Annotated in this window: 12 protein-coding genes; 9 read left to right on the forward strand and 3 right to left on the reverse strand. The window is 44.7% G+C overall.

Annotation, left to right across the window (positions count from 1 at the left end; all coding sequences use genetic code 11):
- The first annotated feature begins 13 nt into the window (after positions 1–13).
- From DKT75_RS12180 to DKT75_RS12200, 5 genes are all read left to right on the forward strand, one after another.
- The gene (locus tag DKT75_RS12180; protein WP_109823714.1) at positions 14–655 is read left to right on the forward strand and encodes a precorrin-8X methylmutase; all 642 of its coding nucleotides are present in this window, start codon (positions 14–16) and stop codon (positions 653–655) included.
- 3 nt (positions 656–658) lie between these two features.
- Entirely contained in the window at positions 659–1,966 is a 1,308-nt protein-coding gene (cbiE, locus tag DKT75_RS12185) for a precorrin-6y C5,15-methyltransferase (decarboxylating) subunit CbiE (RefSeq protein ID WP_109823715.1), read from the forward strand.
- Between the two features lie 10 nt (positions 1,967–1,976).
- Positions 1,977–2,705, forward strand: a complete 729-nt coding sequence (cobI, locus tag DKT75_RS12190) for a precorrin-2 C(20)-methyltransferase (RefSeq protein ID WP_109823716.1) — start codon at positions 1,977–1,979, stop codon at positions 2,703–2,705.
- A 4-nt stretch (positions 2,706–2,709) separates the two neighbouring features.
- The gene (locus DKT75_RS12195) at positions 2,710–3,468 is read left to right on the forward strand and encodes a cobalamin biosynthesis protein (protein WP_109823717.1); all 759 of its coding nucleotides are present in this window, start codon (positions 2,710–2,712) and stop codon (positions 3,466–3,468) included.
- A 203-nt stretch (positions 3,469–3,671) separates the two neighbouring features.
- Positions 3,672–4,373 carry a hypothetical protein gene (locus tag DKT75_RS12200; protein WP_109823718.1) on the forward strand — a complete coding sequence of 234 codons (702 nt, stop codon included), beginning with the start codon at positions 3,672–3,674 and terminating at the stop codon, positions 4,371–4,373.
- Positions 4,374–4,425: 52 nt separating this feature from the next.
- On the opposite strand, the gene DKT75_RS12205 is transcribed toward DKT75_RS12200, so the two are convergent.
- Positions 4,426–5,202 carry an AraC family transcriptional regulator gene (locus DKT75_RS12205; RefSeq protein WP_109823719.1) on the reverse strand — a complete coding sequence of 259 codons (777 nt, stop codon included), beginning with the start codon at positions 5,200–5,202 and terminating at the stop codon, positions 4,426–4,428.
- A 243-nt stretch (positions 5,203–5,445) separates the two neighbouring features.
- On the opposite strand from DKT75_RS12205, the gene DKT75_RS12210 reads away from it, so the two are divergent.
- The 3 genes from DKT75_RS12210 to DKT75_RS12220 all read left to right on the forward strand — a co-directional run bounded on the left by DKT75_RS12210 (position 5,446) and on the right by DKT75_RS12220 (position 9,871).
- The gene (locus DKT75_RS12210) at positions 5,446–7,539 is read left to right on the forward strand and encodes a hypothetical protein (protein ID WP_109823720.1); all 2,094 of its coding nucleotides are present in this window, start codon (positions 5,446–5,448) and stop codon (positions 7,537–7,539) included.
- A gap of 73 nt (positions 7,540–7,612) precedes the next feature.
- The gene (locus DKT75_RS12215) at positions 7,613–8,677 is read left to right on the forward strand and encodes a DUF5723 family protein (RefSeq protein ID WP_146201366.1); all 1,065 of its coding nucleotides are present in this window, start codon (positions 7,613–7,615) and stop codon (positions 8,675–8,677) included.
- Positions 8,678–8,794: 117 nt separating this feature from the next.
- Positions 8,795–9,871 carry a 3-deoxy-7-phosphoheptulonate synthase gene (locus tag DKT75_RS12220; protein WP_109823722.1) on the forward strand — a complete coding sequence of 359 codons (1,077 nt, stop codon included), beginning with the start codon at positions 8,795–8,797 and terminating at the stop codon, positions 9,869–9,871.
- A gap of 175 nt (positions 9,872–10,046) precedes the next feature.
- Here the strand turns inward: DKT75_RS12220 and DKT75_RS12225 are convergent, their stop codons facing one another.
- Positions 10,047–10,403, reverse strand: coding sequence for a DUF3316 domain-containing protein (locus tag DKT75_RS12225; protein WP_109823723.1), 357 nt, complete (start codon positions 10,401–10,403; stop codon positions 10,047–10,049).
- Positions 10,404–10,598: 195 nt separating this feature from the next.
- Positions 10,599–11,870: an O-acetylhomoserine aminocarboxypropyltransferase/cysteine synthase family protein gene (locus DKT75_RS12230; protein WP_109823724.1), complete on the reverse strand. Its 1,272-nt coding sequence runs from the start codon at positions 11,868–11,870 to the stop codon at positions 10,599–10,601.
- Positions 11,871–12,057: 187 nt separating this feature from the next.
- Here DKT75_RS12230 and cobJ point away from each other — a divergent pair, with 187 nt between their 5' ends.
- The gene (gene cobJ / locus DKT75_RS12235; protein WP_109823725.1) at positions 12,058–12,834 is read left to right on the forward strand and encodes a precorrin-3B C(17)-methyltransferase; all 777 of its coding nucleotides are present in this window, start codon (positions 12,058–12,060) and stop codon (positions 12,832–12,834) included.
- Positions 12,835–12,961: the final 127 nt, after the last annotated feature.

Consider the following 12,961-nt stretch of genomic DNA (forward strand, 5'->3'; position numbering starts at 1 on the left):
TTTTGAGCGCACCATGCCATTTCATTACATCGTTTCTCCACAAACTATTGAGCAAGAAAGCTTTCGTCAGATTCGTGAATTAACGAATTTAGACGGCTTGAGTCGTGAGCAACAACAAGTTGTGATGCGCATTGTGCATAGCGTCGGTATTCCAGAAGTAGCGCAACAAATACAGTTTAGTGCTAATGCCTGTGAAAGTGGTTTAGCGGCGCTTGCTGAAAACGCACCTATCTTATGTGACGTAGAGATGGTTAAACAAGGCATCACTAAGCGCATGATCACTCGCGAACCGCTATGTTTTCTCAATGACCCACGCACGGTTGAGCGCGCTAAAGGTAGCGGTGAAACCCGTTCGATGGCTGCGCTGTATTATTGGCAGGAGTCGCTAGACGGCAGTATTGTGGTTATTGGTAACGCGCCGACCGCTCTATTTCGCTTGCTAGAAATGATAGAACAAGGCGCACCAAAACCGGCTCTCATTATTGGCATGCCCGTTGGTTTTGTCGGTGCTGCTGAGTCTAAACAAGCGTTGTGGGACGCTCATGAAGCACTAGGCATTGAGTGCATTACAGTACTCGGGCGAATGGGTGGAAGCGCAGTGTCATCGGCGACTTGTAACGCGTTACTGCGCTGCTTAAAAGGCGAATGGTACTAATAGATGCAGCCATTTATTCACATCATTGGTTTAGGCGTTACCGAAACAGAGCAGCTATCAACGGATGCTTTAGACGCACTTGCACAAGCAGCGTTAGTTGTTGGCTCTAAACGACAACTTGAGATTGTGAAACCCAAACTCGTAAAACAAACCACATCAGTGCTACCAAAGCTAAACCAACTCAAATCATTGATTGAACACTCAAATGCTCAACACGTCGTGATACTCGCCTCAGGTGACCCACTTTATTATGGTATTGGCCGATGGTTTTCAAAGCAGTTTACGCCTGAACAATTACGTTATTACCCTGCCGTTTCTAGCATTCAAGCAGCGTGTCACAGTATTGGGTTGTCGTTGCAAGCTACCAAGGTCATAAGCCTACACGGCCGCCCTGTTTTGACACTGCGTAGACACCTTGCTCAACAACGTTACTTAGTTATTTTAACCGATCAACACAGTTCACCTCAGGCGTTAGCGGCCCTCTGTCATGATGCAGGTTTTAGCCAATCACGCTTATGGGTGTGTGAGCAACTTGGTTATGAGAACCAGAAAGTAAGAGAGTTTTCGGTTGATGAGTTAGTTAATGACTCGACTGAGCTTCAGTTTGATCCACTTCACGTCACTATAATTAAAGTAACTGGTGAAACAAAGTACCTACCCAGCTTCCCTGGCATACCTGACCACCACTTCATTACTGACAGTGACGCTGGACGAGGTTTGATTACTAAGCGCGAAGTACGTTTAGCGATTCTCTCACTCTTGCAGCCAGCACCTGACGATATTGGCTGGGATATCGGTGCAGGCTGTGGTGGTGTCGCCGTCGAATGGGCGTTGTGGAATCAATTGGGCAATGTCCATGCTATTGAACATCACCCTCAGCGCTTCGAGTGTCTTGAGCAAAACCAGCAACGCTTTGGCGTAGTCGACAACCTAAAAACGGTACAAGGTCGTGCTCCAGAAGTACTAAGTCACTTACCCGCAGCGAATAAGATTTTCATTGGCGGTAGTGATGGTGAGCTACCCGTTTTACTAGGCTCACTTTGGCGAACACTACCAGACGGTGGGGTTATTGTTGCCAGTGCGGTAATGGAAACCAGCCGTACGCAACTGATTCACTTTGCCGAAAAAATTGAGCGTGACGTATCTGATAGCGAAAGTTACAACTCTGATCACGGACAAACATTGCCTCAAGGCGAAGTAGAAACCTTACAAGTAGCCATTAGTCGTGGCGGTAAATTAGCAGGCCAGTTACTTTACAGACCCAGCCTGCCAGTCACATTATTCAAATTCATCAAGCCCCATAAAAACTAGGAAACGAGCAATGACACAGACAATACGTGGTACTTTTTATGGCGTGGGTGTTGGCCCAGGTGACCCTGAGTTAATGACGTTGAAAGCGCATCGTTTAATCCATGAGGCGGATGTCATTAGCTATATCGGAATTGATGGTGGACGATCTCAAGCTAGGCAGATTGCTGCAAACAGTATTGAAAGCGCGCCAACGATTGTGCCAGAAATAGCCGTGCCGATGCCGATGTCAAAGGACCGGACGCTGGCCAATAAAGCGTATGACACGGCTGCTGAAGAAATCCGTATTGCCCTAAATGAAGGCAAGAACGTGGTGTTTTTATGTGAAGGCGACCCATTATTTTTTGGCTCGTTCGCTTACCTACTTGACCGTCTTGAAGATGACTACACCTGCCAAGTCGTACCCGGAATCTCTTCTGTGCACTCCTCATCAGCGGCCTTACTTAAACCTCTCACATTATTAAAAGAGTCGTTTGCCGTTATTAGCGGTCGCCATAGTGACGAGCATATTCGTGACACACTGCTTAACCATGACACCGTCGTGATCATGAAAGCGGGAAGCTCACGCCCTCGCCTATTAGATATTTTGCAAGCAACAGGCCGAACAGCCGATGCGAATTACTTGGAATACATCAGTCGTGAACAGGAAAAAATCGTCCGCGATGTGACGACGCTTGAGCATACCGTTGGCCCTTATTTTTCCGTGTTTGTAGTGATTCGTGAGAAGCGAGATAGAACTTAATCATATGATACGAATTATCTCGCTAACCGATGCTGGGGAAAGGCTTGGAAAAAGATTAGCTAATGAAATTGAAGGCAGTGAACTGTGGCATAAACCCAAGCCTTTTACTGAAAAAGTGCAGTCTGCATTTACTGACGGTGACCGCTTAATATTGATCTGTGCGACGGGCATTGCCGTGCGTACGCTTGCGTCTGTCTTAAAAGATAAATACACCGACCCTGCTGTATTAGTGCTAGATGAACAGGGTCAGTTTGTTATTCCATTGATTTCTGGGCATGAAGGCGGCGCTAATGACTGGGGAAAAGACATAGCAAACTTACTCAGTGGCCAGCTAGTTTCAACAACGGCTAAAGCTTATTTAAAACCCGTTTATACCGTCGGCATGGGCTGTGAACGTGGCTGCCCTTCTGATCATTTAGCGGATCTATTGGATGATTGTTTAATTAAAGTAGGATTGAGTCTAGATGACATTCACAGCATAAGCAGTATCGACATTAAGTCGGATGAAGTGGGTTTGATTGGACTGGCTAAGCAAATTGGTAAACCCTTTCAAACGTTTGATGTACCTCAACTTGAAACCGTTGAGGAGCAACTTAGTATGCGGTCTGAGTATGTGTTTGGTGTTGTTGGTGTTTATGGCGTGGCGGAGTCAGCTGCTTTGTATGCATCAGAGCAAGTGACAGGCGAAAAGGCAGAACTAATGTTGGTCAAACAAAAAACAGCAAAGGCAACTTGTTCAATCTCTAGAAGCTATAGGGTGTAATTGAAGCCACCTCCGTATTTATAAATATAACAATAATCAGCCTTACTTAACGCTCTACGAGCAAGATGGCGGGCTAGTGTAAATGTCGCTTAAAGTTTGGCGCTTTTTTATATGTACATTTTATTCTGTATAAATTTTAATACTCCTACTGGTTATTTAATAAACTGAATAAACCATTTAACGACTCAAAGGGGATTAAAGGCATGCATTACACTTACTCAACATTCAAGAAGACACTTTTCGTTTCAGTACTAGCGACTGCTAGCTTACTATCAGTTGCCAACACTGCATCTGCAGAAGGCACTGTTGCGCTAAAGGCCGGCACACTAGGTGGCGGTATCGAGTATGTTCACTCACTATCGCCTAAATTCGCTATCGGCATTGGGTTCAACGGCTTTAGTATTGATGACACTATCGAAGAAAGCGACATCACTTACGATGCTGACTTAGATATGCAAAACTTCTCGCTAGTAGGTGACTATCACCCTTTTTCAAATGGCTTCCGTTTAAGTGCGGGTGTTTACAACAATGGTAATGAGTTCGCCCTGTCTGCTAAGCCAACAGAGAATAATGAGTTTGAAATCAACGGTAACTCATATTCAACAGATGACACGGTTGAGTCACTAGACGGTTTAATCAGCTTTAAGAGCCTTGCCCCTTATGTTGGTATTGGTTGGGGACACAAGCCAATGTCAGGTAAAGGCTGGGGATTTGACGCTGATTTAGGTGTGTTATTCCAAGGCTCACCAGAAGCTTCTCTAACAGTCGTATGCGTAGACCCTGAGTCAACTATTTGTTCAGAACTACAAGACGATGTTGACGCTGAAGAAGTCAGCCTTAAAGAAGACTCAGAAGAGTTTGACGTTTACCCAGTGATTTCTCTAGGCGTGTCATACACATTCTAAGAGAACCGACAGTAGCAAGTGCATAGCCGACACAAGCGCTATGCACTTTTAACTAGGCTAATGCCCGATATTTACTCGGCACTATTCCAAACTCATCTTTAAAGGCTCGCGACAAGTGTGCGGGACTTGAGAAAGATAAGAGGTCTGCCACCTGAGTAACGTTGTAGCCTTCAGCAAGCAGCCCTTGAGCTGACTCCAGACGCACTATCAACTGTAACTGCTTAAAAGAATAACCCGTCTCAGCTTTGATCTCTCTTTGAAAAGTACGATGTGATCGGCCTAAATGCTCAGCCACAAATTTAGAACTACACGCTTTCACCAGGCGTTGCTCTAACGATAACTGATAAAAGTCTTCAATCAGTGTTCTCACTTCTGTTTCCAGCGCACAAAAAATTTCATCCGTAATCTCCGTCCTATTTGCATCATCGCGTTGCTCAAGCTGGGTATGACTCAACGTGCTGTAAATATTACTTACTAATAACTTAAGCTCTTCATCCGAGACACTTTTATCAATATAGTTATCAGCACGAACTAGCAGTCCTTCCATTCGGGATTCTTGATCATTATCAGCAGCCAACAAGATGAAAAATGTTTGTGGATCTTCATTTTTAATTGTAAAGCAAACGTCTAGGCCGCTCATATCGGGCAGGTCTACATCACAAATAATCAGAGTTTTACGGTCAGAGAGTTGTCTAGAAAGTGCTAAACCTGCTTTAGCAGTGCTCGCGGTATAGCATTGGAAATCATCCGAAAACAAAGCCAACAGTCTATTAGTAGACATTAAGTCACTATCAACAATAATAAAACAACCCTGAGCATCGAACACCATCAACTATAATACCTTTTAAGAAATAATAAACCTATAAAGCGGCCAAAACGCACCAAAAAAAAATAGTTACAATACCAATAACAAGACAAATTACTTGCCGACTAAACATTATGGCGCTTAGATATAAAAAAAATAAATAATTGGCATTTTATTATATGTACTTTCAAACATAAATAATAGTTAATGTGAATCATAGCTTAACAAATAAGCGATAAGATACATAAAAAACTAAAAGGCGGAAATATGACACCTACACAAAAAACATCAAAAAACAGCCCTTCTTTTCGCAAGAGTCTATTAACAATAGCTATCGCAACAGTGCTTGTCGCTGGTTGTGGTGGTAGCAACGACGACAAAACCATAGCACCAACACCCACAAGTATTGGCGGTACAGCTGCTAAAGGGATTATCACTGACGGTATCGTGACTGCTTACTTGCTAGGTAGCGATGGTATTAAAGGTGCTGTTGTTGGTACAGCGATGACTGATAGTGTTGGTAGCTACTCTCTAGAGACCGTCTCAAGCTATGACGGCACCTCACCGCTGCTATTAGAGCTAACCGCTGGTGATGACACAACCATGGTTTGTGATTCTTACAACGACTGCGGCAGCGTTGAGCACGGTGACACCATCCCACTAGTAGGCACTGACTTCATGATGACATCAGTCATCCCAGGTACTGGTAGTGATACAACAGTGAATGCAGCCATTACCGCATTTACTAGCATGGCAGCAAACAGCGTCGTGATCAGTGGTTCGGTTTCTGACACTAGCATTTTAGAAACAACGTCAAAAATCAACCAAGTCGTTGGTGTAAATATTTTAGAAACAACACCAGTCAACGTAGCAAGCGAGTCAGTACTTGGCGAGTCATCTACTGACTCTCAACGCTACTCAATCATGTTAGCGGCATTAGCGGCTCAAGCATTTAGCGGCACTGGCTCTGTTGAAGACATGATGACGAACTTAGATGCTTACAGTACTGACTTTGTTGAAGATGGCGATATTGGTGATGAAGGTGGTCTATCACTAGAAACGCTATATGCAGATGCTAATGAAGCAGCAGAGGCAGCAGAAGATTCTTTGTCTGACGAAGCTGTTGATCAAATATCAACACTAGGTAGCTCAGTAGTCGGCCAACTTGTTGATGGTGTATTTGAACCAGAAGCGACAAGTGCTGAAAACCCAAGTGATGTTGCACAAGCAAAAGCCTTTGTTACTGAAGTTAGAACTTGGGTAAACGCTATTCAAGACCTTGAAGATCCTGCAAATACATTCTTAGATGAAGCTGACACGCTGAGCAATACACTTAGTTCTCACAGCGAAGATGTACTTGAAGTGTATGCAATTGCCCTCGGCGCAGCTATCAACGCGATCGAAGATGCACATGGTGCTGATGAAGACGTTCCTACAACGGTTGATGTGATCGACGACGAAGACATGCTGCTAGGTACGCTTAGCATTGTTGATAATTCAACGTCTGACACAACAGAGTACGTACTAACTGCAAGTGACTTAAGTGATAGCAATGTTGCACTTGAAACAACGATCAGTCTAAATGAGTCACTAGATACTGAGATAGTCTCAGCTGGTGACACTACTGCTGGTATTAATGGCACAGTGAGTGATGACCTTGTTGCAATCACTCTGTCAAATGCTGCGTTAACTATGGGCTTATCAGAAGACTTACCACTGGGTGAAGATGGTCCTGATGCAGAGTTTACAATGATGTCATTAGCGGGTGAATTAACCGTTGAAGCCTTAGAAGCTGGTGTTGCTACAGGTGAGATGATTGCAGCAAGTGCTGAAGTTTCACTAATAGCAGAAGAAGGTAGTGATGGCGATATGGGTCTTGAGAAAATTGCCCTAAACAACCTAAGCATCACTAACGAGTCTGGTGAAGTTGCTGGTTTGACTGCCTCTTTAGTGGTTAACAACGCTTCAACATTCAACGTTTTTGGCTTGGATGACGGCGAAGAAGAGACAGAAGAAAACTTTGCAGATGCAACAATAAGTCTTTCTGGAAAGCTTAATCTTGCTGACTACGGTGAAGCGGTTCTTTCGATCACTGCAAACCGTACCGATCTTGACCTAAGCAACCTAACTGCAACACTTGGTTATGATGGTAAGAGCTTACAGTTAACTGCTGGTGCTAATACTGAAGACGAAACTGTCGACTTAGCGCTAACCTTCAGCAATGCTGACGGTGTCGCAATGGTGCTCGAAAAAATGGATGGCGAAACTGATGGAACAGTTACCGTTGGTGACTCTGTTGTCGGTACAGTCGATGAAGATGCAATCATCCGCTACAACGACGGTACTTTCGAGTCACTATAATCTCGTTATTGCTAGACTAAACTGATGTAAAATAAGGCGGTTCTTCGGAATCGCCTTTTTCATGGAAATCATTATGACGACTCTCTTCCTATTACTTATTCTAAGCACGGCTATTGCCTCACCACTAGCAGCTGCACCCTACGTTGAAATGGATACTTTTATTTCCAGCGAACCAATCGCTTTAGAGGCTATTAGTGATGACTGGAAAGGTCGCTATTCACCCAATGGCGAAAAGCAAACCGCTTCTGTTTGGCTAGAGTCTGGTTACAAGAAAAACAATTGGTCAATCGGTGCCCTTTACAGAGAAGAACAGCAGTTCACCTTTTCGTCAGACACTGCCGACCTCTTTTACACCATTAGTAATGACCAAGACCTTGATCAAAACAGAGCGTATAAAATTGACTTAGACGCCTACCGCTTTCGAGGCTTTGGCGCACGTATTGCCAAACACTTTAAACCGACTAGCACACTAGAGCTGTCATTAGGTACTAGTCTATTCTCTGCTTCAAACTTACTCGACGGTCAAGTATCAGGCGTCGCAACGGCTGAAGATGGAGACAACTATAACTTTCAGCTTGATGGCGACTACGTCTATGATGAAGATGTACTGTTTAACCGCCCGAATACCAACGCTCCTAGTGGTATAGGTGTGGCGGTTGACCTCAGTGTAAAGTGGAAACCAAATCAAAACACAAAAGTAGACCTCCGCGTTAAAGACCTCGCAGGTGCTATACGTTGGCGTGACGTCCCTTATACCGAGGCACAAGCCAACTCAGAAACAAACACCACCACCGAAGATGGCTTCTCATCAATTAACCCTATCCTCAGTGGGATTGAGGGGTACAAGCCTGACTACACTCAGAAACTAAAGCCCTCAGCAGACCTTCATGCCCAATACCAATTTAAAAACACTGCTTATACGGCTGGTGCAAAGGCAAAATACATCAACGAGAGTCGTTTATTTGCAGTCGGTGCTGCCAAGCAAACCAACAAAGGCAAGCTCGCACTCTATTACTGGCCTGACATAAGTACGCTAGAAGCTGCTTTTCAAGGAAAGAAGCTCGGCCTTTCATTTGCCATAGACAGCCTCGACAGTTCAGAAGTAAAAACACTCTGGTTATCATTACAGTACCAATAATTTTCTGTGAATTTTTACGGCTAACCCTGTTAACAGAGTCATTAACCCCCTAAACTTACCTTCTGAAAATCTGCAAGGCGACACTTGCAGGCAGCTTATTCAAAGGTAACAACAAAAATGACAATCAACACCCCATTAGAAGATCTAAATATATTAAAGGCCGAGCCATTGATTACTCCAGCTCAGCTGAAAGCGAAGGTACCTGTTACCGATAAAGCAATGAAAACGGTTGCCGAAGGCCGCCAAGTCATCAGAAACATTTTAGACCGAACAGACCCACGACTATTTGTCGTCGTTGGCCCTTGTTCAATACACGACACAGAAGCAGCAATCGACTATGCACAGCGCCTAAAAGCACTGGCTGAAGAAGTCTCTGACACACTCTATCTCGTTATGCGTGTTTACTTTGAAAAGCCACGGACAACGGTGGGTTGGAAAGGTTTAATCAATGATCCGCACCTAAACAACACATTCGAAATCGAAGAAGGCTTGGAAGTGGGTCGTAAACTACTGACGCAACTTGCTGAGATGGATATTCCTACGTCAACAGAAGCACTAGACCCTATTTCACCACAGTACCTTCAAGACCTAATCAGCTGGAGCGCTATTGGCGCAAGAACGACTGAGTCACAAACTCATCGTGAAATGGCTTCTGGTTTGTCATCAGCGGTTGGCTTTAAAAATGGTACAGATGGTGGCCTGACAGTAGCTATGAATGCGATTAGCTCTGCGTCTCAACCGCACCGTTTTCTTGGTATTAACCACGAAGGCGAAGTCGCTGTTATTCACGCGCAAGGTAATAAATACGGTCACGTAGTACTACGTGGTGGTAGCAAAGGTGCTAACTACGATGCAGCAAGCGTTGCAGAATGTGAAGCAGCGTTGGCCAAAGGCGGACACGCCGCTAACATCATGATTGATTGCAGTCATGCTAACTCTGAGAAAGATCACGAGCGTCAGCGTTTGGTCACTCAAAGCGTTGCTCAACAGATCGTTGACGGTAACAAGTCAATCGTATCGTTAATGATCGAAAGTAATATTGGCCCAGGAAACCAGAAAGTGCCTGCTGATTTAGCTGACCTTAAATACGGCGTATCAATTACCGATGCGTGTGTTGACTGGGAAACAACTGAAGTGATGTTGCGTGAGCTTCGTGATTCGATTAAGCCACTAATCAACGACAGAAAGTCTTAAACCAAAACGACACACAAACAAAAGACCCCGTCAGGCTTAACAGTCTGAAGGGGTCTTTTTTGTCTATGGCTATTCGTTTAAAGCTAGCAATAGAAAAAGGCCAACAAAGTCGGCCTTTTAATAAAATGGTAGGAGATGAAGCCCGCCACTTCAGGAGTGAATCGTCTATCGCAGATTAGTTACCGAGCTTGTTAACTTCGTAGCTAACTCCAGCGTTTACCACGCCGATGTAACCGAGCTCACCGTTGGCTCTTACTTGCGACTCTACGGTGATGTAAGCACCGTCATCAATGTTAATCGTGCTTTCATTGATTTCTGGGTGCACAAGACCTAGCTCACTAGATAATGTGTAAGGTGACGCCGACTCTAAAGATGACAGTTTGTCCCAACCTGCTTTATAAGCTTCCGAGCGTGACTCTGTAACACCTGTTTGAATTTTCTCACTTGTGATTGCTTCATAGTAGTCAGCGTTGGCAGCTGTAGCACCCATAACAAGAAGAGAAGTCGCGATTAATTTTGGTAAAGTTTTCATGACATGTTTCCTTTCGTCGTTTGGTTAAGATGAGTTCATTATGCCGATGCCGTCTGACATAACTCTTTCATGAACATGACATTAATGTAATCAGATAACCATAAGATAAATAAGGAAATATAGAGTAACTATTATATTGAAAGCCTACTTTCCTCAGCCTTAAAAATACAATTAAGGCTGAGGAAACACTCGTTATTAAGCCGCTGAGAACGCCTGCTCTAAGTCTTCAATAATGTCATCGATATGCTCGATACCAATACATAGACGTAATGCTTCAGGCGTCACACCCGCACTTAACTGCTCCTCTTCCGACATTTGACGGTGAGTCGTTGATGCAGGATGACAAGCTAATGACTTAGCATCACCGATATTCACCAAACGCTTGATCAGCTTTAGTTCGTCATAAAACTTCACGCCAGCTTCAAAGCCACCCTTGATACCAAACGTCATCAGCGAACTAGGTTTACCGTCGAAATACTTCTTCGCTAAGCCATAATAAGCGTCAGACTCTAGTCCCGCATAACGAACCCACTCTACTTTGTCATGCGCTTCCAAGTATTTCGCGACCACAATCGCGTTTTCACAATGACGCTCCATGCGCAAAGATAAGGTCTCAAGACCTTGCAAGATCTGCCAAGCATTCATTGGCGACAGTGCAGAACCAGTGTTTCTAAGTGGCACTGTTCGAGCGCGACCGATGTATGCCGCCGGTCCTAGCGCTTCGGTATAAACGACACCATGATAAGCCGCTTCAGGCTCATTTAGACAGGCATAACGCTCTGCATTGTCAGCCCAAGGGAATTTACCCGAGTCAACGATAATGCCGCCAATGGTTGTGCCATGACCACCAATGTACTTAGTCAAGGAGTGAACAACGATGTCTGCGCCATGCTCAATCGGTGTGCAAAGTGATGGAGACGCTACCGTGTTATCAATAATAACCGCTACGCCGTGCTTATGAGCCGCTGCCGCAATTGTTTCGATATCAGCGATATTACCCGCTGGGTTACCAATCGTTTCGCAGAATACCGCTTTAGTGTTTTCGTCAATTAGCTTTTCAATATCTTCCGCGCTATCTGAGTCAGCAAAACGTACTTCAATACCCAGTCGTGGTAACTCGTGACGGAATAGCGTGTAAGTTCCCCCGTAAAGCTGCGACATTGAAACAATATTATCGCCAGCGCTCGCGATATTCAAAATGGAATAATTGATTGCTGCCATACCCGAGCTAACAGCCAATGCTGCAACACCACCTTCTAATGCCGCAACGCGTTCTTCGAGTACCGCATTGGTTGGATTCATAATGCGGGTATAGATATTGCCTGGGACAGCTAAGTTGAATAAGTCCGCACCATGTTGAGCATTATCAAATTCATAAGCCGCTGTTTGATAAATAGGTACTGCACAAGAGTGCGTCGTTGGGTCGCCGTCATAGCCAGCATGAAGCGCAATGGTTTCTTTTCTCATATTTCTAAACTCCTTAAAACTAATCGGTCATACAACAACTTAGATTAGTCCATAATACGGGTAAATGTATATATCCATGAATAGGCCAACTCCCTTAAAATAGCTCGACAATCCTAACTCAACATGGGATAACCCGACCACGGGCTAACACCCACTATTTAACCATACAGCCATACAGACACACCTTATGAGTAAACTATTTGTAGTGGGCACCGGCCCCGGTGACCTTCAACTACTAGCACCAAAAGCAGCTAGTGCGATTCAAGCGAGTTCAGACCTTGTCGCATACGGCTTATACCTTGATCTACTGGGTCAAATTTGCAAAGGAAAAACACACCATGATCTTCCTTTGGGCGAAGAAATTGGACGCGCACGCTTAGCGTTAGACCTTGCCGCAAGCGGTAAAGCGACTGCCCTGATTTCTAGTGGTGACATTGGCATCTACGCCATGGCAACGCTAGTATTTGAACTGTTAGAACTTCAGCTTCAAGGCAAAGAGAACCACCCTGAATGGCTAGATGTAGACATCGAAGTGATTCCTGGTATTAGCGCCATGCAGGCAGGTGCGGCTAGCGTTGGCGCAATGCTGGGTCATGACTTCTGTACTATCTCACTGTCTAACTTACTGACGCCTTGGGAAACCATTGAGAAGCGTATTAAGAGTGCGGGTGAAGGTGACTTTGTTGTGTCGTTTTACAACCCTGTTTCTCGTAAGCGTGACTGGCAGTTGAATACGGCTCGTGACATTTTGCTGGAGCATCGCCCTGCTAGTACGCCGGTGATGATTGGTCGCCAGCTGACGCGTGAAGATGAGAATATCAATATCATTACGCTTGGTGAGTTGGATGCTAAAGACGTGGATATGTTTACGATGGTGTCGGTTGGTAATAGTGAGTCGCGCCACCTTGTAAATGGCTCGAAAGAGTGGATTTACACGCCGCGCGGCTATAGTAAGAAGCTGTAACTATTTGGTTCGGAGTCTCAGTTATTCACTGCACTTCGCCCCTCGCTTTGCTCGGAAGGTCTACGTGCAGCAAATAACTGAGACTCCTAGCATTAGATAGTGAGTAGCGGTTTTATAAAATTAGATG

The organism is Leucothrix arctica, from assembly GCF_003172895.1.
Lineage (GTDB): Bacteria > Pseudomonadota > Gammaproteobacteria > Thiotrichales > Thiotrichaceae > Leucothrix > Leucothrix arctica.